This is a genomic window from Variovorax paradoxus (assembly GCF_040544635.1).
GTDB classification, from domain to species: domain Bacteria; phylum Pseudomonadota; class Gammaproteobacteria; order Burkholderiales; family Burkholderiaceae_C; genus Variovorax; species Variovorax paradoxus_R.
In genome coordinates this window covers 177,114-196,778 of record NZ_JBEPKJ010000007.1, presented here as the reverse complement: position 1 = coordinate 196,778, position 19,665 = coordinate 177,114, and the positions used below count along the sequence as shown (strand labels likewise).

The following is a 19,665-nucleotide window of genomic DNA, read 5'->3' as shown; positions in this document are numbered from 1 at the left end:
TTTACAAGGTGGAATACGGATTCTTGGCATGATGCCGCTCGACCCAAGATCCTCCTCGATGAAGACAAAGACAATAAAGACAAGTTTTGCAGTGAAAGTAAACACAGATGTCCAAGCTTGACACTTTGCGGCGAAATGCGCGCCGGGCTCCCAAGCTTGCGTACTGGCTGCTCACGCCTTGGCGCATGCCTGAACGGTTGCGCTTGCTTAAGGAAGGCGCGGCCCGTGAGAAGCGGGCACGTGCATTGGCACTTTTTATTGAGCAGGAGCGTGCTCGGCTGGATGCTTCTCATAGAGGAGGCAACACTGGCCATGTCGGCGGGCTCGATCTTTACAACATCGCAGACGTGCTTGATGCATTGGCCGCCCGCGAAGGTGAGGTGGTTTGGCCGCTCCAGGAGGCGCGGTCGATTCGTGATCGCTTGGCGGCCGCCCGCTTTGTCCTGGACCTGCTCCGTACGCGCCCCGATCTTCGAGAGCGCTTTCCCTTGGCCTTGTCTGCACCGCAACAAGATGGATTTCTGGCGTGGCTGCAGAGCCAAGGCACTCAACGAGAACTGGGGCTGGACAGCGAGGCAGGGCAACATCTGGGTGCGCTTTTCTCGAGCGACTTTGGAGGCCGGGCGAGACAACTCTTCCTCGCAAATGACGAGATCCGAACGGTGTTGCCTCACGGGCTGACTCCCGCTGGCGCCCGGAGCTTGTTCAGGTGGTTCGTGCACCACGGCATGGAGCTTGGCGACCTTCAGATAGAAGAGGTGTGGTGGCTGTTCATCCAGGCTGCTGAAGCACCGCAGGCCGAACTGGTTCGCGCATATCTTTTCACGCCCGAGTGGCAGCGGCTTTTTCCCGATGCGCTGACAGTCTTTGCTTGGGATGAGTTTTCTGCCTGGTTTATCGAACGTTTCGGTGCGGAAGCAGCATGGGCCGGTCCTGCCGCGATGCCTGACGTCTACGAACCTGCGCTGCAAGTCCGCATTGCTTATTGGGCACGCCCCACGTGGCGAGCAGCGCATCCAAATGCCTTGTCGGATGTGTCTGCGGCGCGGGCGATGTTGCAATGGCTTACCTCAAGCCTGGACGCAGAATTGTCGCCAGGGGCTCGGCAATGGTGCGCTTCGCTGGATTCGACCCTTGTTGTTCCAGCATTGCTACAGCCGCGAGTGAACGTCATCGGACACTTTTGCTATCCCTCGGGACTGCGTGTTTCGGTGGAAGCAATGACCGAGGGTCTCGGACTTGCAGGCACGGCCACGTCGCTTCGAGATGTGCGCACCGACGTGCGGGACGATCCTCGTCATGTGCACTTCGACGGCCTGGAAACTGGCGATATCACCATCATCCATGTTCAGCCCGAACCGTTTTTTCCCGATGCCTACGCGCGCGCGGACTTGGCTGAGCGGGTGCCACGTACCTACAGGATTGCCTACTGGTATTGGGAATTCGATTCGATCCCGAGTTCTTGGACGGTTCATGCTCAAGAGGTGGATGAAGTGTGGGCGGCCACAGAATTCATCGCTCGAGGCCTGCGAGAGCAATTGACCGTTCCGGTCAGAACACTCTTTCCCGGCGTGACTCTTGCACCATTTCAGGTTCGAGAACGTGCGCACTTCAACCTGGATGAGAGCCGCTTCACCTTTCTGTTCACCTTTCACATGCTGAGCGTGATGGAACGGAAGAATCCGATGGGGCTCATCCGTGCATTCAAGATGGCGTTCGATGCCAGCGAGCCCGTCACACTCGTGCTCAAGACTTCATTCGGCGATCGGCATCCTGAGCAGTTCCGAGAACTGTGCGAGGCGGCAGCCGACATGCCGTCCATCACGATCATCGATCAGGTTCTCAGTTCCGACGAAGTGCTGTCGCTCATGCATGTGTGCGACGCCTACGTGTCGCTTCATCGCAGCGAAGGTCTGGGCCTGACGATGGCCGAAGCAATGCTGATGGGCAAGCCCGTGATCGCGACCGGCTTCTCGGGCAACATGGATTTCATGAATGACGAGAACAGCCTTCTTGTGTCGTACGAGCGCGTGAAGGTCGGACGTCCCATTCCTCCCTACGATGCGGATCTGGAATGGGCAGCGCCTTCGGTTGAGCACGCAGCGAAGCTAATGCGCCGCCTCTACGACGAACCAGAGTGGGCTCGCGAAGTTGGGGCCCGCGGCAAGCTGAGTGCAGAGAAGAACCTATCGCTGGGAGCAGCAGGACGGCGGATATCGGACCGCTTGAACGAGATCAGTGCCTTGCGTGTCGGTGCTCCGGCGACGAATCTGCCCTAGCGCTCGACGATCCGTCCGTGCTCGAGGTGGATCACGCGGTTGCATTCCTTGGCGATGAGCTCCGGTGAATGCGACGCGAGTACCAAGATACCGGATTTCGAGACCACGTCCCTCATCCGCTTTTCGGCCTTCTCGGTGAACTCCGCGTCTCCCACAGACAGCCACTCGTCCATGAGCAGGATGTCGGCCTCGACGCTGGTGGAGATCGAGAACGCCAGGCGCATCATCATGCCGGTCGAATAGGTGCGCACCGGCATGTTGACGTATTCGCCCAGTCCGCTGAATTCGCAGATGTCGGGCGTGAGGCGGTCGACGTCCTTCTTGCTCATGCCCATCACGAGTCCGCGCAGCATGATGTTCTCGATGCCTGTGGCGTCCATCTCGATGCCGAGCGAGGGGTCGATCAAACTGGCGACCGAGCCTTGCCGCGTGAATTCGCCCGACGAGGGTTCGTAGACGCCGGCGAGGGTGCGAAGCAAGGTCGACTTGCCTGCGCCATTGTGGCCAACCAGGCCCAGCCGGTCGCCGCTCTTGAGCTCGATGTTGATGTCACTGAGCGCCTGAACCACGGTGACGCCGGTTTCCTTGCCGAAGCGTCCGCCAGTGACGGAGGCTGCGAGGGTTTTCTTCAGGGAGTTGGCGCCGGCGCCGTAAATAGGAAAATTGACGGCGACGTTCTTGAGTGAAATGAATGCCATGGATCAGAGCCAGTAGACCACGCGGCGGCGGTACTTCGAGAACAGCAGAACGGCCACGACGAGGCACAGCACCGTCCAGAACAGGATGCCGATCCAGCTGTGAATGTGCGCGACACCGCCCATCAGCGGGGTGCGAAGAAGGTCGAGCATCTGCGCAAACGGGTTCCACAGCACGTACTTGGCGCGTCCGGGCAAGCTCTCGGGCAACCAGAACACCGGCGTCAGGAACATCAGCATCTGCATCACGCTGGTGACGATTTGCGTGACATCGCGATAGCGTGTGCAGATCAGGCCCAGCAGCAGTCCCAGCGCATGCGCGTTGATGATGAGGATGGCGAAGGCCGGCAGGACAAGCAGCACCGACCAGGACAGCGAAATGCCGGCCCAGATTGCCACCGGGATATAGAGCACGATCTGGTGGGCAAACTGGATCAGGTTGCGTGCCAGGCTGCGCCAGACGAACAGGCTGATTGGAAAGTAGCCTTGCTTGAGGTAATTGGACGACCCGACGAAAGCATTGCACGCGTCCGTCACGATGCTGGAGAAAAAAGCCCAGAAGATGATGCCCAGCGCAAGATGCGGAAAGAACCTTGAAAGCTCGGTACCGAAGAGCGAGCTGTACAGCGGGCCCATGCCTGCAATCATCACGCCCATGCTCAATGTGAGCCACATGGGCCCGAGCATCGAGCGTCGGTAGCGCAGCACGATGTCGAACCAGGCGAGAGTCCACCAGATGTCTGTCCGGCGGGTGCCTTCCCACCAATCGGAAACCGCGCTTCGGTGGAGATTCGAATGAACTTGACTCATGTACGCCCGTAAGTGTCTGCAAGGCGGACGATGTCGTCTTCGCCGAGGTAGCCGCCGCATTGGACTTCGATGAGCACCAGCTCTTCGTCGCCGATATTGGTCAGGCGGTGTTTTTCCTTCAATGGAATGTAGCGGTACTGGCCTGGAAGCGTTTCATGCTCGGTTTCTCCGATTTGCACGATGGCTCGACCCTGAACGACCACCCAATGCTCAGCGCGCTGGTGATGATATTGCAGGGACAGCGCTTCGCCGGGCCTGACGGTGATGCGCTTGACCTTGTAGCCTTCTTCTTCCTTGAGCGAGGCGTATGTGCCCCACGGACGATGGACCACCGGCGGCAGGTGCACCGTGTCGTGCTTGCGGGCCTTGAGCACGTCGACAACCTTCTTCACCTTTTGCGCGCTGTCCTTATGAAGGACAAGCAGCGCGTCGGGCGTGTCGACGATCACGAGATCGTGAACGCCGACGGTGGCAACGACCTTCGGGCCGTAGCTTTCGACCTGTACGTGCGTGCCGGTCGTGTCGAGGGCCACGACGTCGTCGGGAAGCGTGTTGCCGCTCGCGTCAGGCGTCAGCGCGTTGGACACCGCAGGCCACGAACCCACATCGCTCCAGCTGAACTTGGCGGGCACCACATGGACATTCGAGGCGCGTTCCAGCACCGCGTAATCGATGCTGATGTCGGGTTGCAAGCCGAAGGCATGCAGATCGAAGTTGATGGATGCACCGGAGGTCTTGGCGGTTTCGAGCGCATGCCTTGCTGCCCTGATCACGTCCGGGGCGTGCTTTTCCAGCGCCGCGATGATGGTGTCTGCCGTGAACGCGAACATGCCGCTGTTCCAGTAGTACCGGCCGGTGGCCAGATACTTCTGCGCCGTCTCGAGGTCGGGCTTCTCGACGAAGCGCTTGACCCCCTGGCTCTCGCGTGAAACGTGCTCGACCTCGATGTAGCCGAAGCCCGTGTCGGGGCTCGTCGGGCTCACGCCGAACACCACGAGCTTGCCCTCCTGGGCCAGGCGGAAGGCTTCTGTTGCGCTGGCCACGAAAGCGTGCACGTCCGGTACGAGGTGGTCTGCAGAAAGAACCAGCATCACCGTGTCGCCGCTGAACTGGCGCGCACATTGGAGCGCTGCCAGCGCGATGGCCGGACCGGTGTTGCGCCCCTTGGGCTCGAGGAGAAAGGTCGTGGCGGGCGGATCGCTCATCTGCCCGAGCACGTCCTTCGTGAGGAACAGGTGGTCCTTGTTGGTCACGACCATCAGGTCGCCGGTCCCGCAAGCCTGTCCGCGCTCGACGGCCTGCTGAAGCAGCGTGGAGTCGCCGATCTTCATGAATGGCTTGGGAAAAGCCTGACGCGAGGCAGGCCAGAGCCTGGAGCCGGCGCCTCCCGAGAGCACCACAGAGAGTAGTCTCATTGTTTTCCTTTAGCTTTTTAACGGGGCAATTTTACGGGCAGCCCTCCGGCGGTCAGCGGCGGGGTGAACAGTTGCCGCCGTCCTTTGTTGCGGGGCGTTGCGAAGATAATGCCTGCCGCAAGACCAGCGGCGCCATGTTTCGGCATCGCGCCGTCTATTTCAGGTATTTCCTCACAAGCGCCGCTTCATCCGCCCAGCGGACGCGCTCAATCTCTATGAAATCTGTCTATCGATTCATCCTCGGCCTGGCCGGACTCTGGCAAGGACCCGGAATGATGGGGCGCGTGCAGCGGGCATGGCGAATGTTCAAGAAGTCGGGCTGGCCCGGCATCCGCTGGGAGCTGGGACGGCGCATCGGCGGCTACAACGACTATTCGAAATGGGTGCGGCGCTACGACACGCTCACGCCCGAACTGCGCGAGAAGATTGCGCAGCGCGTAGCCACCATGAAAGACCGGCCGCTGATTTCGGTGCTGATGCCCACCTACAACCCGAACCCGGCTTGGTTGCGCGAAGCCATCGAATCGGTGCGCGGGCAGATCTACCCGCATTGGGAACTGTGCATTGCCGACGACGCTTCGCCCTCGGCCGAGGTGCGGCAGATTCTCAAGTCGTACAGCGAGACAGACCCGCGCATCAAGGTGGTGTTCCGACCCAAAAACGGCCATATCTCGGCGGCTTCGAACAGCGCGTTGGAGTTGGCTGCGGGGCCCTGGGTGGCGCTCATGGACCACGACGATCTGCTGCCGGCGCATGCATTGTTCTGGGTGGCCGAATGCATTGCCGAACACCCCGGCGTGCAGCTGATCTATTCGGACGAAGACAAGGTCGACGAGGGCGGCCATCGCTTCGGGCCGTATTTCAAGTCCGACTGGAACGTCGATCTCTTTCGTTCGCAGAACATGTTCAGCCATCTGGGCGTGCTGTCCACCGAGCTCATGCGCTCGGTCGGAGGCTTTCGCGTGGGGCTCGAGGGCTCGCAGGATTGGGACCTGGTGCTGCGCTGCATGGAGCGCACAGAGCTTGGGCAGATTCGCCATATTCCCCGCGTGCTTTATCACTGGCGCGTGCATGCCGAAAGCACGGCCCGTTCGATGACTGCCAAGCCTTATGCGGCCATAGCGGGCGAGCGGGCGCTGAATGAGCATTTCGTGCGCACGAGGGTGCGCGCTACCGCCGAGCATCTCGATTTCGGCTATCGCGTGCATTACGCCTTGCCCGATGTCTTACCGCTGGTTTCATTGATCATTCCCACGCGCAACGCCTTGCACCTGATGCGCCAGTGCGTCGACTCCATCCTGAAGAAGACGAGTTACTCGCGCTACGAAATCATCATCGTCGACAACGGTTCCGACGATCCCGCCACGCTCGCCTGGTTCAAGACCATTGCCGCAGATAACCCGAACATCCGTGTGCTGCGTGACGACCGGGACTTCAACTACTCGGCACTCAACAACGGCGCGGCCGCCATCGCACAAGGCGATGTGCTCGCGCTGGTCAACAACGACATCGAAGTCATTTCGCCCGATTGGCTCGGCGAGATGGTCAGTCTCGCGTTGCAGCCGGGTGTCGGTGCGGTAGGTGCGAGGCTCTGGTATCCGGACAAGACGCTCCAGCATGCTGGCGTGATCCTGGGCGTCGGGGGCATTGCCGCGCATTCGCATCGCGGCATGCCGGCGGGAAGAGAGGGCTACGCTGGACGCGCTGCGCTCATCCAGTCGCTCTCGGCCGTCACGGCCGCATGCCTGGTAATCCAGAAAAGCCACTACCAGGAGGTTGGCGGCCTCGACGAGGTGCACCTCAAGGAGTCCTTCAACGACATCGACTTTTGCCTCCGGCTGCGCGAGGCGGGCCTGCGCAACGTGTGGACGCCCTATGCGGAGCTGTTCCACCATGAGTCCGCCACCCGTTCCAAGAATGTCTCGCAGCAGAGAAAAGAACAGTTCCAGGAAGAGGCGGCCTACATGCAGCAGCGCTGGGGCGATTTGCTGAAGAACGACCCTGCCTACAGCCCGAACCTGATGCTGGCCCGCGAAGACTTCAGCTACGCGTGGCCACCGCGCCTGGCGCCGGTTTGAAGATGCTGGGTATTTCAGTCGCGCTTTGCACGCGCAATGGCGCACGCTTTGTGGCGGCGCAGGTGCGCAGCATCTGCACGCAGGACAGGCTGCCGCATCAAATCGTGCTTTCCGACGATGGTTCGACGGACGACACCATTGCCATCGTGCGCGATACCCTGGCCGCCTGCGGTGTTGCCGAGCGCGTCGAACTCGTCGTCCTTCAGAATTCGCCGGCGCTGGGCGTCACGCGCAATTTCGAGCAGGCGGTGCGGGCATGCACCCACGAGCTCATCGCGCTCAGCGATCAGGACGACGTGTGGCACCCCGGCCGGCTGGCCCGCATGGCGGCCCGCTTCGAAGCCGAGTCTGAGTTGCTGCTGCTGCACACCGATGCCCGGCTGGTCGACGCCGAGCTCGTGCCGCTCGGCCATTCGCTCTTTCACGCGCTGGAGGTGCGCCCCGCCGAGCTGGCCGCCATTGCCGATGGAAACGCCTTCGACGTCCTGCTCCGGCGCAATCTGGTGACCGGCGCCACCACCATGTTCCGCAAGTCGCTGCTCGCATCGGCGCTGCCGTTCCCCGAAGACTGGGTGCACGACGAATGGCTTGGCGCCATGGCCGCAGCCACAGGCCGTGTCGACGTGCTGGCGGAGCCGCTCATCGACTACCGGCAGCATGCAAGCAACCAGATCGGCGCGCGGCGGCCGACGCTCTCCGAAAAGATCCGCAAGGCCTTTGCCGAGCGCGGCGACAAGCACTGGGCGCGCCTGCGCAGGGCCGAGGCCCTTCTGAACCGATTGAACTCCCTCGGTGCGAAGGTGCAATCGAAGTACCTCGAGGCCCAGCGTGCCAAGGTGGCGCACCAGCGCTTCAGGGCTGAATTGCCGCGTTCGAGGCTTGTGCGCCTCGGCCCCGTGATGTTGGAGGTTGCCCGCGGTCGCTATGACCGTTTCGGGCGCGGCTGGCACGCCGTGGCGCAGGATCTGCTCGAGCGCGGATAGTTTTCTTCAGCCTCAGCTTCAGCTTCAGCGCGCGGAAGTCGACGGCTGCGCGCTCGCTCTGAGCCGCCTGTAGCGCCAGAAGGCGGCCGAGGTCCATACCTTCAGCAGGCTGGTCACGTGCCAGTACAGGTGCTTCTTGCTGCTGCGGCTCGCGCGCTGGGCCTCGTGGCGCGCCAGCAGGTCTTCTCCCACCTGCAGCTTCCAGCCCGCGAGTTGGGTCCGGGCGCAGATGTCGAAGTCTTCGCCGTACATGAAAAAGCGCTCGTCGAAGCCGCCGATCTGGCGGTAGGCGTCGCTGCGAAACAGCATGAACAGGCCCGGAATCCAGGCCGGCACCGCCGGGCGCACATAGCCGGGCCTGCGGCGGGTCACGATTTCGAGCGGAGTGATGATCTCGCGATGCTGCTCGGGTGTGTTCTTGCCCGGTTCCAGAATGCGCGGCGTCAGCAGGCCGGCCTCGGGTGCGGCCTGTGCCATCAGCGGCGCCAGCACGTCGCCGTCGAAGCGGATGTCCGGGTTGAGCACCAGAAACCACGGCGTTTCGCAGCGTTCGAAGGCCTGGTTGTGGTTGGCGCCGAATCCCTTGGGGCTGGCGTTTTCGATGCGCTCGACCGGAAAGCGCCACTCCAGGCCCGCCAGCACGTCGGGTTCGGGGATGTTCAGCGTGAGCACGACCTTGGCGGTCGACGCCTCGCTGAAGCAGTTCAGCTGCTCGAGCAGCGGCCGTATCAGCGCGAGCTGACCGTGACTGACGATCGAAACGGTGATGGGGGGAAAGGAGGGGGAGGGCGCTGGCATGGTCTAATTTCGCTCGGGAATTCTAGAGTTCCCCAACACCCACACATGATTGCTCTGATCGTCATCAGTTTTTTTGCCTCCGCCTTCGCGGTCCAGCTGTTCATGCGCCGGGCACGCAGGCATGCGCGGCTCTACGGCACGGACATGCCCCAGCGCTTCCACAAGGGCCACGTGCCCCGGCTCGGCGGCGCCGGCATCATGTTCGGCATGGGGGTGGCCTGGCTGGCGGCCGGCGTCACCGGAACCGATCCGTTCAACGTGTCGTGGCCGGTCAAGACCTCGATGCTCACGCTGCTGTGCATTGCACCGGCCGTCATCGCCGGCATCGTCGAAGACGTGACGCAGAACGTCCGGGTGCGCTACCGGCTGGGGCTCACCATCGGGTCCGCCTTGCTGGCGTGCTGGCTGCTGGGGCTCAGCCTGTCGCGCACCGGCGTCGAGGCCGTCGACGGCTGGCTGGCAATGGTTCCTTACGGCGCCGTGCTGTTCGCGGCCCTGGCCATCGGCGGCCTGCCCCACGCCTTCAACATCATCGATGGCTACAACGGGCTCGCGGGCACCGTGGCCGTTCTGGTCTGCCTTGCCATTTCGCACGTGGCCCTGCAGGTGGGCGACCGCCAACTCGCGGCGATGATGGTCTGCCTGGTCGGCGCCACCGTCGGTTTCCTGATCTGGAACTACCCGCGCGGCAAGATCTTTGCCGGCGACGGCGGCGCCTACGTGTGGGGCATGGTGATTGCCGTGGCCTGTGTAACCCTGGTGCAGCGCCACCGCGTCGTTTCGCCATGGTTCCCGATGCTGCTGCTGATCTACCCGGTCTGGGAGACGCTGTTTTCCATCTACCGCAAGCTTGCGCGCGGGCAGTCGCCCGGCACGGCCGATGCGCTGCATTTCCACCAGCTCATTTTTCGCCGCATCGTGCGGGTGGCGTTCGCGGACGACGAAGCCCGGCAATTGCTCGCCCGCAACAACAGGACGTCTCCCTACCTGTGGATGTTCGCAGCGCTGTCGGTGGTGCCAGCCGTGCTGTTCTGGAACAACACCGTCGTGCTGATGCTGTTCTGCCTGCTGTTCGTCACGACGTATGTGGGCGCGTACCTGATGATCGTGCGATTCAAGGTGCCGCGCTGGCTGCGCCCGTGACGGCATCGTTGTTGCGACAATTTCCTCTATTCATCGTCCTCCTCACCGTTTTGGAGCCTGCCCGCCCATGACCGACCCCGTCCTCAACATTCCTCCGCGCGACAAGGCCGAGATATTGGCCCAGGCGCTGCCCTACATCCGCAAGTTCCACGGCAAGACCATCGTCATCAAATACGGCGGCAACGCCATGACCGACCCGGCCCTGCAGGCCGACTTTGCGGAAGACGTGGTGCTGCTCAAGCTGGTGGGCATGAACCCGGTGGTGGTGCACGGCGGCGGCCCGCAGATCGAGGCGGCGCTCAACCGGCTGGGCAAGAAGGGCAGCTTCATCCAGGGCATGCGCGTGACCGACGCCGAGACCATGGAAGTGGTCGAATGGGTGCTGGCCGGCGAGGTGCAGCAGGACATCGTGGGCCTCATCAACCAGGCCGGCGGCAAGGCCGTGGGCCTGACCGGGCGCGACGGCGGCATGATCCGGGCGCAAAAACTCAAGATGGCGGACCGCACCGACCCCAACCTGCACCACGACGTGGGCCAGGTCGGCGACATCGTTTCCATCGACCCCAGCGTGGTCAAGGCGCTGCAGGACGACGCCTTCATCCCCGTGGTCAGCCCGATCGGCTTCGGTGAGGAGAACGAGAGCTACAACATCAATGCCGACGTCGTCGCAGGCAAGCTCGCCACGGTGCTCAAGGCCGAGAAGCTCATGCTCCTGACCAACACGCCCGGCGTGCTCGACAAGAACGGCAACCTGCTCACCAACCTGAGCGCGCGCGAAATCGACGACCTGTTCGCCGACGGCACCATCTCGGGCGGCATGCTGCCCAAGATCGAAGGCGCGCTCGATGCCGCGAAGAGCGGCGTCAACGCGGTGCACATCATCGACGGCCGCGTGCCGCACGCCATGCTGCTCGAAATCCTGACCGACCAGGCCTACGGCACGATGATCCGCGCGCGCTGAGGCACCTGCAGGGCTGGCCTCAGCCCTCGTACCCGTTCGGATTGCCTTGCTGCCAGCGCCAGCTGTCCGCACACATCTGGTCCAGCCCGCGATGCGCACGCCACCCCAAGGTCGCCTGCGCAAGCGAAGGGTCACCCCAATACGCAGGCACATCGCCGGGCCGGCGTGGACCGATTTCATAGGGGAGCGACCGCCCGCTCGCGCGTTCGAAGGCATGCACGACCTCCAGCACGGACGCGCCGCGGCCTGTGCCGAGGTTCAGCGTGACCAGGCCCGGATGGGTCTGCGCGTGCTGCAGGGCCGCGACGTGGCCTTCGGCCAGGTCCATCACATGCACGTAGTCGCGCACGCCGGTGCCGTCGGGCGTCGGATAGTCGTTGCCGTGGATGACCAGCTTGTCTCGCTGCCCCACCGCCACCTGGCACACGAAGGGCATCAGGTTGTTCGGCTTGCCTTGCGGGTGTTCGCCGATGAGCCCGCTTTCATGCGCGCCGACCGGGTTGAAATACCGCAGCAGCGCAATGCGCCACCCGGCCTCGGCGCGGTGCAGATCGGCGAGCGCTTCTTCCACCATCTGCTTCGAGCGCCCGTAGGGGTTGGCTGGCCGGCAGGGCGCATCCTCCGGAATGGGGGAGTGGTCGGGTTCGCCGTACACCGTGGCGGAAGACGAAAAAATCAACGTCCTGACCCCCGCCTGCTGCATGGCCGAGGCAAGCACGAAGCTGCCGTGCACGTTGTTGTCGTAGTAGGCGAGCGGGTCGGCCACCGAGTCGCCGACGGCCTTGAGGCCTGCAAAGTGAATCACGGCCGAGAAGCGTTCGCTGCCCAATACACGGTCGAGCAGGGCCCTGTCGCGTACGTCGCCCTCGATCAGCCGCGGCGCGCTGCCCGAGATCTGGCGCAAGCGTTCGAGCACCCGGACATCGCTGTTGCCCAGGTTGTCCAGAATCACCGGCACATAGCCGGCGGCCGCCAGCGCCACGCAGGTGTGGCTGCCGATGAAGCCCGCACCGCCGGTCACCAGAACGCTGCTTTGGGACATGTGAACTCTTTCCTGTTTGCAGGGCCCGATTCTGTACGAGCTTTCCCGGGGCTGGTTTGCACGCGCTCACTGCGAGCAGCCCTGTGCGAGAATCAATTGATTACATCTTTGCACGCGCTCCCATGCAGAACGAAGAGACAAGCTATCCCGGCGTAGAAACTCCAACAGAGACGCTGGCAGCCGCCGCCCCGGTGCGAAAGCGCCCCAAGCCAGGGGAGAGGCGCGTGCAGATCTTGCAGGCGCTGGCCGCCATGCTGGAACAGCCCGGTGCCGAGCGGGTGACCACCGCGGCATTGGCCGCGCGGCTGGACGTCAGCGAGGCCGCGCTTTACCGCCATTTCGCCAGCAAGGCCCAGATGTTCGAGGGCCTCATCGATTTCATCGAGCAGAGCGTCTTCACGCTGGTGAACCAGATCCTTGAGCGCGAAGGTGCGACGGGCGCGCAGCAGGCCGCAAGAATTCTCACGCTGCTCGTGCAGTTTGCCGAGCGCAACCCGGGCATGACGCGCGTCATGGTGGGTGACGCGCTGGTGTTCGAGAACGAGCGGCTCCAGCAGCGCATGAACCAGTTCTTCGACAAGATCGAAGCGACCCTGCGCCAGGTGCTGCGAAGCACCGCCGCCGCGGACGGCTCCGCGACTCCCAGCGTGGATGCGCAGGTGCGCGCCGCCGCGCTCACGGCCTTCGTGGTCGGCCAGTTGCAGCGTTTCACGCGCTCGGGCTTCCGCCGCCTACCGTCGGAACATCTCGAAGCCACGATCGCGCTGATCGTCTAGCCGGCAGGACCGCTCGGTCGGCTACTTCCGCCAGGCCGCGCCGGCCGCAGGGTACCCAGGGGTCGGCGCGGGGCCGGGTGGCGCGCTCGACTTGCTTCGTTGCGAAGCGTAGGATCAGCGCCCCCCTTGCCGCCGAGTTGCGGCGACAAGTCCGTGTTCGTGTGGCTTCTGAACGGAGGTTCGTATGAGCTATCACCTGGAAGGTCGCCTGCTCGAGGTCTGCAACTGCAACGTCCTGTGCCCCTGCTGGATCGGCGAGGATCCTGACAACGGCACCTGCGACACCATCGTCGCGTGGCGCATCGACAAGGGAACCATCGACGGCGTCGATGTCGGTGGCAACACCATCGCGGCCGTGGCGCATGTCCCCGGAAACATCCTGGAAGGCAACTGGACGGCGGCGATCTTCGTCGACGACAACGCATCCAAGGCGCAGGAAGAGGCGCTGCTCAAGGTCTACACCGGGCAGGCCGGCGGACCGATCGCCGACCTGGCAGCGCTCATTGGCCAGGTGGTGTCGGTCGAGCGGGCGCCCATTCGCTTCACTGTGAACGAAGGCAAGGGCGAGTTGGAAATCGGCAAGGACTACTACGCCGAACTCGAGCCCTATCGCGGCGCGACCGGCGGCCAGACCACCCTTTCCGACACCGTGTTCTCCACCGTTCCGGGCGCGCCGGTGTTCGTCGGCAAGGCCCCGACCTACCGCTCGAAGAATGCCGCGCTGGGCATCGACCTCGACATCAAGAACCACAACGCCCTGCAGAGCACCTTCGTCTTCGATTCATGAGCGCCGCGCCGGGCCGCCCCAAGCAAGCTCGCACCGCAGTGCGAAGCACGGAGGTCGCCCAATGAATCCGACGGCCGGCTTGCCGCCGCGCAACGCCGTGCGCCACCGCCGCGTGTTCCTGCCGGTTCTCGCCGCACTGGTCACGCTCGCGTGGATGGTGTTGTGGGCCTGGGCACGCAGCCCTTACGGGCGCTATCTCGAACACGGCGACTGGACCGCCTCGGGTCCGGCCGCGTTCCTGTGCCAGGCCATTCCCGCCGGCAACGTGGTCGTGCCCGCGGTGCTCTACGCCGCTGCGTGGATCCTCATGACGGCGGCCATGATGCTGCCGACCACGCTGCCGCTGTTCAACGCCTTCGACCGGTTGACCGCGGGGCGCCCGGACCACGCGCGCCTGCTCGTGCTGCTGGGGCTGGGCTACATGGCGGTGTGGGGTGCCTTCGGGCTGCTGGCGCACGCGCTCCACAGCGGGGTGCTGGCCCTGCTTGCCAGCGCGCCGACGCTGGCCTGGCATGGCTGGGTGATCGGCGCCGCGACCATCGCGCTGGCCGGCGCCTTCCAGTTCAGCCGCCTCAAGCACCGGTGCCTGGAGAAGTGCCGCACGCCGCTGAGCTTCGTCATCGAGCATTGGCGGGGGCAGGCGCAGGCCAGGCAAGCATTCGCGCTGGGCGCGCACCACGGCCTGTTCTGCGTCGGCTGTTGCTGGGCGCTGATGTTGTTGATGTTCGCGCTCGGCACCGGCAGTCTCGGCTGGATGCTCCTGCTTGCCGCCGTCATGGCGCTGGAAAAGAACGTTCCCTGGGGCCATCGACTCAGCGCGCCGCTCGGGTTCGCGCTGCTGGGCTGGGCCGTGTTCATGGTGGCGACCCATGTCTGAAGCCATGTCCGAAGCGCGCCGCGCGCCGTCCACCCTGCAGACCGTCGCCCTCACCGTGGTGGCCATGGTCGCGTTCGCGGCCAATTCGCTGTTGTGCCGGCTGGCGCTGCAGCAGCGGGGCATCGATCCCGCCAGCTTCGGCAGCATCCGGCTGGTTTCCGGTGCGATCACGCTTGCAATCGTCGTGCAGCTCCGGGCGCGGCCTGCTTCGCCCGACAGGGCCGACTGGCTCGCGGCCGCGATGCTGTTCGCTTACGTGGCATTCTTTTCTTTCGCTTACCTCTCTTTGTCCGCGGGCACGGGCGCGCTGATTCTGTTCGGTGCGGTTCAGCTCACCATGCTCGGCGCGGGCCTGGGCTCCGGCGAGCGCTTCGGGCCGGTTGCGTGGCTCGGCTTCGTGCTGGCGGCCGGCGGGCTGGTCTACCTGGTGTTGCCCGGCGTCACCGCGCCGCCGCTTCTCGGCGCCGTGCTGATGGCTATCGCCGGCGTGGCGTGGGGCGTGTATTCGCTCCGCGGCCGCGGCGTGGCCGATCCGCTGGCCGCCACAGCCCGGAATTTCACGCGTGCCGTGCCGCTGGCCCTGGCGCTGAGCCTTGTCTTCGTGGCCCGCGCCCATGTGGATGCCACCGGCATCGCGCTGGCCGTGGCTTCCGGCGCATTGACCTCGGGCCTCGGCTATGTCGTCTGGTATGCGGCGCTGGCCCGTCTGTCGGCCATGCAGGCGGCCACCGTGCAGCTGTCGGTGCCGCTCCTGGCTGCAATCGGCGGCGTGCTGCTGCTTTCGGAAGCGATCACGCCGCGGCTCGCGGCCGCCTCGGTGGCCATTCTGGGCGGCATTGCGATCGTGCTGAGCCAGAAGTCGCGCAACGCGCGCCGCTAGCAGCGCGAGCCTTTACGCGACGGCCACGTCCACCTTGGCCCCGGCCGCGACGATTTCCCCCCACGTCGCATCGTCCAGCCAGATGCCGTCGCGCTCCCGCGCCACGCGCGCGGCGCGTTCCGGTTCGCCGGCGATCTGCACCTGGTCGAAGCCCGTACCCGGCGGGCTCTGGCGCAGCCATTCGACGAACGCCGTCGCTTCCTGCGCAAAGCTGGCCTGGGTTCCCAGCTTGGCAGGGTCGATCAGTATCGTCAGCATGCCGTTGAGCACCGTGCGGGCGGTATCGGCCGGGCGGTGCCAGGTTCCTCCGCCGGTGAGTGCGCCGCCCAGCAGCTCGCAGGCCATCGCCATGCCGTAACCCTTGTGCTCGCCGAAAGTCATGAGCGCGCCGAACAGGCCGTTGGCCTGCGGCACCACCACCACCCCGGGGTCGTTGGTCGGCGCGCCGCGCTCGTCGATCAGGTAGCCGTCGGGCACCCGTTCGCCCTTGTTGTGGGCGACGCGCATCTTGCCCTGCGCCACGCGGCTGGTCGCGAAGTCGAGCAGGAAGGGCTCGGCCCCCGCCAGCGGAATGCCGATGCAGCACGGATTGGTGCCGAAGCGTCCGTCCCCGCCGCCCCACGGCGCCACCACGGGCCGTGACAGCACGTTGACGAAGTGCATCGAGACCAAGCCTTCGGCCGTTGCCATTTCGGCGAAGTGCCCGATGCGGCCCAGGTGGTGCGCATTCGCGAGCGTGAAGATGCAGCTGCCGTGCTGCTTTGCACGCGCGATGCCGAGTTCCATCGCCTGCACGCCGACGATCTGCCCGTAGCCATGCTGGCCGTCGAGCGCGAGCATCGTGCCGATGTCGGCATTGACCTTGACCGACGCGTTGGGCACGAGCCCGCCCTCGGCCACCGCATCCACATAGCGCGGCAGCATGCCCACGCCATGCGAATCATGGCCGCTCAGGTTGGCCAGCACCAGGTTGGCGGCTACCTGTTCGGCTTCTGCCGGCGTGCTGCCCGCGGCGACCAGGATGCGGGCGCAGTGCGAACGGAGATCAGAAGCTGGAAGAGTTTGGGGCATAGGTTCCTTACATCACGGCGCCGACTTGCCACGGCACGAATTCGTTCTGGCCGTAGCCGTGTTTCTCACTTTTCGATGGTTCGCCGGACGCAGTGGCCAAGACCAGTTCAAAGATGCGCTGGCCCATTTCCTGGATCGACGACGTGCCGTCCACGATCTCGCCGCAGTTGATGTCCATGTCCTCTTCCTGCCGCTGCCACAGCGCCGAATTGGTCGCGAGCTTGAGCGAAGGGGAGGGCGCGCAGCCGTAGGCCGAGCCGCGCCCGGTCGTGAAGCAGATGATGTTCGCGCCGCCGGCCACCTGCCCGGTGGCGCTCACGGGGTCGTAGCCCGGCGTGTCCATGTAGACGAAGCCGTGCGCCGTGACCGGCTCGGCGTATTCGTACACCGCCTCGAGATTGCTGGTGCCGCCCTTGGCCACCGCGCCGAGCGACTTTTCGAGAATCGTCGTGAGGCCGCCCGCCTTGTTGCCCGGCGAGGGGTTGTTGTTCATCTCGCCTTCGTTGATCTGGGTGTAGTGCTCCCACCACTTGATGCGGTCCACCAGCTTCTGGCCCACCTCGCGCTTTACGGCGCGGCGCGTGAGCAAGTGCTCGGCGCCATAGACCTCGGGCGTTTCGCTGAGGATGGCCGTGCCGCCGTGCGCCACCAGCAGGTCGACCGCCGCACCCAGTGCCGGGTTGGCGCTTATGCCCGAATACCCGTCCGAGCCGCCGCACTGAAGCCCGATCGTGATGTGCGCTGCGCTGCAGGGCTCGCGCTTCGCCGCGTTGGCGCGCGGCAGCATCTCGTTGATCAGCGCAATGCCTTTCTCGACCGTCTTGCGCGTACCGCCGGTGTCCTGGATGTTGAAGGTGCGGAAGTTCTCACCCTCGGCCAGGTGGCCGGTCGCGAGCCAGGCGTTGATCTGGTTCGCCTCGCACCCCAGGCCCACCACCAGCACGCCAGCAAAGTTGGGGTGCGTGGCATAGCCCGTGAGCGTGCGCTCCAGGATCTGCATGCCCATGCCCTGCGTGTCCATGCCGCAACCCGTGCCGTGCGTGAGCGCCACGATGCCGTCGACGTTCGGGTAATCCGCCAGCGCCGACGGATTGGTCTTGCGCGAGAAGTGGTCCGCAATGGCGCGCGCAGCGGTGGCCGAGCAGTTCACGCTCGTCAGCACGCCGATGTAGTTGCGCGTGGCCACGCGGCCGTCCGCCCGCTTGATGCCCATGAAGGTGGCCTCGCGCTTGGCGGGCGCAGGCTTCACGTCGGCACCAAAGGCGTAGTCGCGTTCGAAGTCGCCCTTGTCCGGGCCCATGTCGAGGTTGTGCGTGTGCACGTGCTCGCCGGCGGCAATCGGCTTGCTCGCAAAGCCGATGATCTGGTTGTAGCGGCGCACCGGCTCGCCCGCGGCAATGGCATGTGTCGCCACCTTGTGCCCGGCGGGAATGAGGCCGCGCACGGCAAAGTCTTCGACCTTCGCGCCGCCGACCAGCTGGCTGCGCGCGATCACGACATCGTCGGCCGGATGGAGACGAATAAACGGGGTCATGGATGTCATGGATGAATCTCCTGGGGAACACCGCGGAACCGGCTTTGCCGGGCCGCTGGTGTTGCCCCCTGCAAGGGGGTTGGCGAAGCGACACGAAGTGCGCGAAGACTGGGGGTGTGCAACATTTCTCAGAAGAACATTTTCGGCAGCCACAGTACCAATGAGGGCACATAGGTAATCACGACCAATGCCAGCAGCAGCGGAATGAGCCACGGCAAGATCGCCATCGTCGTGCGCTCGAAGCTCAGCCCCGCCACGCGCGCCAGCACGAACAGCACCATGCCCATCGGCGGATGCAGCAGGCCGATCATCAGGTTCAGCACCATCACCAGGCCGAAGTGAATCGGGTCGACGCCCAGCTGCGTGGCAATCGGCAGCAGGATCGGAACCAAGATGGTGATGGCGGCCGTGGGCTCCAGGAAGCAGCCCACGAACAGCATCAGCAGGTTGGCCAGCAGCAGGAACACCCAGGCTTCCTTGGTGAAGCCCAGCACCCAGCTCGCAATGTCGGTGGTCACGCCGGTGGCGGTCAGCATCCAGCCGAAGATGGAGGCCGCGGCCACGATGAACAGCACGGTCGACGTGGTCTCGATGGTGTCAAGGCAGACCTTGACGAACATCTTCCAGGACAGCGTCTTGTACCAGGCGAAGCCGAGAATCATGGCCCATACGCAGGCGGCAATCGCGCCTTCGGTGGGCGTGAACAGGCCCGTGCTCATGCCGCCGATCAGCAGCACCGGCGTCATGATGGGCAGCAGCGCCTCAAACTTGAAAATCCTGTCGAGCACGAAGAGCGACGCCAGGCCCGCAAACACCGTGAGCTGCGGCGGCGTGCCCAGCTTGGACACCAGCAGCCAGATCAGGAGCGGCCAGCCGATCACCACGGCCAGCTCGCACATGGCCTTGAAGAATCGCGTGCTCGAGAACTTGACGTCGCCGCCCCAGCCGTTGCGGTGGGCAAAGTAGGCCACCGTGAGCATCATCAATATGGCCAGCAGCGCGCCGGGCAAGATGCCCGCGAGGAACAGCGCTCCTACCGACACGTTGGCCATCATCCCGTAGATCACGAACGGCAGGCTGGGCGGAATGATCGGGCCCAGCGTGGCCGATGCGGCGGTCACGCCGACCGCAAACTCGGTCGAATAGCCGTGCTCCTTCATCGCCTTGATCTCGATCGTGCCCAGGCCCGCGGCATCGGCAATGGCGGTGCCGCTCATGCCCGCGAAGATCACCGAACCGAGCACGTTCACATGGCCGAGGCCCCCCTTGAGCCAGCCGACCAGCGCAAGCGCGAAGTTGTAGATGCGGGTGGTGATGCCCGCGTTGTTCATCAGGTTGCCGGCCAGGATGAAGAAAGGCACCGCCAGCAGTGGGAAGCTGTCGATACCGCTCACCATCCGGTGGATGACGACGAAAGGCGGCAGGCTGCCGCTCACGAGGATGTAGGCCAGCGAAGCGCCGGCCATGGCCACGGCCACCGGAATGCCGCCCGCCATGAAGATCAGGAAGAATATTTTCAGCATGCAGTTGTTCTCG

General features: G+C 64.4%; 17 protein-coding genes. 9 read left to right on the top strand and 8 right to left on the bottom strand.

The genetic code is table 11. The features are described 5' to 3' along the window. Nucleotides 1–107 precede the first annotated feature (107 nt). Complete coding sequence (locus ABIC94_RS14170) at nt 108–2,279, top strand: glycosyltransferase family 4 protein (RefSeq protein WP_354373631.1); 2,172 nt, start codon at nt 108–110, stop codon at nt 2,277–2,279. Here the strand turns inward: ABIC94_RS14170 and ABIC94_RS14165 are convergent. From ABIC94_RS14165 to ABIC94_RS14155, 3 genes are read right to left on the bottom strand one after another with little or no spacing between them, the layout of a single operon-like run. Beyond that, the gene (locus ABIC94_RS14165) at nt 2,276–2,977 is read right to left on the bottom strand and encodes an ABC transporter ATP-binding protein (RefSeq protein WP_354373630.1); all 702 of its coding nucleotides are present in this window, start codon (nt 2,975–2,977) and stop codon (nt 2,276–2,278) included. The two genes, ABIC94_RS14170 and ABIC94_RS14165, sit on opposite strands and share 4 nt — an antisense overlap. 3 nt (nt 2,978–2,980) lie before the next feature. Beyond that, complete coding sequence (locus ABIC94_RS14160) at nt 2,981–3,784, bottom strand: ABC transporter permease (protein WP_354373629.1); 804 nt, start codon at nt 3,782–3,784, stop codon at nt 2,981–2,983. Next, nucleotides 3,781–5,199: a mannose-1-phosphate guanylyltransferase/mannose-6-phosphate isomerase gene (locus ABIC94_RS14155; protein ID WP_354373628.1), complete on the bottom strand. Its 1,419-nt coding sequence runs from the start codon at nt 5,197–5,199 to the stop codon at nt 3,781–3,783. Before ABIC94_RS14155 ends, ABIC94_RS14160 begins: the two co-directional genes overlap by 4 nt. 215 nt (nt 5,200–5,414) lie before the next feature. Between ABIC94_RS14155 and ABIC94_RS14150 the strand changes: the two genes are divergently transcribed. Both ABIC94_RS14150 and ABIC94_RS14145 read left to right on the top strand, forming a co-directional pair. Next, nucleotides 5,415–7,277 carry a glycosyltransferase family 2 protein gene (locus tag ABIC94_RS14150; protein WP_354373627.1) on the top strand — a complete coding sequence of 621 codons (1,863 nt, stop codon included), beginning with the start codon at nt 5,415–5,417 and terminating at the stop codon, nt 7,275–7,277. Then, nucleotides 7,250–8,260 carry a glycosyltransferase family 2 protein gene (locus ABIC94_RS14145; RefSeq protein ID WP_354373626.1) on the top strand — a complete coding sequence of 337 codons (1,011 nt, stop codon included), beginning with the start codon at nt 7,250–7,252 and terminating at the stop codon, nt 8,258–8,260. Before ABIC94_RS14150 ends, ABIC94_RS14145 begins: the two co-directional genes overlap by 28 nt. Before the next feature lie 24 nt (nt 8,261–8,284). Here ABIC94_RS14145 and ABIC94_RS14140 read toward each other — a convergent pair whose 3' ends face one another. Continuing rightward, complete coding sequence (locus ABIC94_RS14140; protein ID WP_354373625.1) at nt 8,285–9,058, bottom strand: glycosyltransferase family 2 protein; 774 nt, start codon at nt 9,056–9,058, stop codon at nt 8,285–8,287. Nucleotides 9,059–9,103: 45 nt separating this feature from the next. On the opposite strand from ABIC94_RS14140, the gene ABIC94_RS14135 reads away from it, so the two are divergent. Both ABIC94_RS14135 and argB read left to right on the top strand, forming a co-directional pair. Continuing rightward, nucleotides 9,104–10,201, top strand: coding sequence for a glycosyltransferase family 4 protein (locus ABIC94_RS14135; protein ID WP_354373624.1), 1,098 nt, complete (start codon nt 9,104–9,106; stop codon nt 10,199–10,201). Between the two features lie 67 nt (nt 10,202–10,268). Beyond that, a complete protein-coding gene (gene argB / locus ABIC94_RS14130) occupies nt 10,269–11,162 on the top strand; it encodes an acetylglutamate kinase (RefSeq protein WP_354373623.1) in 894 nt (297 codons plus the stop codon). Nucleotides 11,163–11,181: 19 nt separating this feature from the next. Here the strand turns inward: argB and galE are convergent, their stop codons facing one another. Then, complete coding sequence (galE, locus tag ABIC94_RS14125) at nt 11,182–12,204, bottom strand: UDP-glucose 4-epimerase GalE (protein ID WP_354373622.1); 1,023 nt, start codon at nt 12,202–12,204, stop codon at nt 11,182–11,184. A gap of 122 nt (nt 12,205–12,326) precedes the next feature. Here galE and slmA point away from each other — a divergent pair, with 122 nt between their 5' ends. The 4 genes from slmA (at nt 12,327) to ABIC94_RS14105 (ending at nt 15,524) form a co-directional block, all read left to right on the top strand. Further along, nucleotides 12,327–12,980 (top strand): nucleoid occlusion factor SlmA, encoded by a 654-nt coding sequence (gene slmA, locus ABIC94_RS14120; RefSeq protein ID WP_354373621.1) that lies wholly within the window; start codon nt 12,327–12,329, stop codon nt 12,978–12,980. A 184-nt stretch (nt 12,981–13,164) separates the two neighbouring features. Next, nucleotides 13,165–13,767, top strand: a complete 603-nt coding sequence (locus ABIC94_RS14115; RefSeq protein ID WP_354373620.1) for a DUF1326 domain-containing protein — start codon at nt 13,165–13,167, stop codon at nt 13,765–13,767. A gap of 61 nt (nt 13,768–13,828) precedes the next feature. Further along, nucleotides 13,829–14,644: a DUF2182 domain-containing protein gene (locus ABIC94_RS14110; protein ID WP_354373619.1), complete on the top strand. Its 816-nt coding sequence runs from the start codon at nt 13,829–13,831 to the stop codon at nt 14,642–14,644. Further along, the gene (locus ABIC94_RS14105) at nt 14,637–15,524 is read left to right on the top strand and encodes a DMT family transporter (RefSeq protein ID WP_354373618.1); all 888 of its coding nucleotides are present in this window, start codon (nt 14,637–14,639) and stop codon (nt 15,522–15,524) included. Before ABIC94_RS14110 ends, ABIC94_RS14105 begins: the two co-directional genes overlap by 8 nt. A 12-nt stretch (nt 15,525–15,536) precedes the next feature. Here the strand turns inward: ABIC94_RS14105 and ABIC94_RS14100 are convergent, their stop codons facing one another. From ABIC94_RS14100 to ABIC94_RS14090, 3 genes are all read right to left on the bottom strand, one after another. Next, complete coding sequence (locus ABIC94_RS14100) at nt 15,537–16,595, bottom strand: malate/lactate/ureidoglycolate dehydrogenase (RefSeq protein WP_354373617.1); 1,059 nt, start codon at nt 16,593–16,595, stop codon at nt 15,537–15,539. Nucleotides 16,596–16,602: 7 nt separating this feature from the next. After that, entirely contained in the window at nt 16,603–18,129 is a 1,527-nt protein-coding gene (locus tag ABIC94_RS14095; protein WP_354373731.1) for a UxaA family hydrolase, read from the bottom strand. Nucleotides 18,130–18,257: 128 nt separating this feature from the next. Next, on the bottom strand, nt 18,258–19,652 hold the full coding sequence (locus ABIC94_RS14090; protein ID WP_354373616.1) for a TRAP transporter large permease: 1,395 nt from the start codon (nt 19,650–19,652) through the stop codon (nt 18,258–18,260). Nucleotides 19,653–19,665 lie beyond the last annotated feature (13 nt).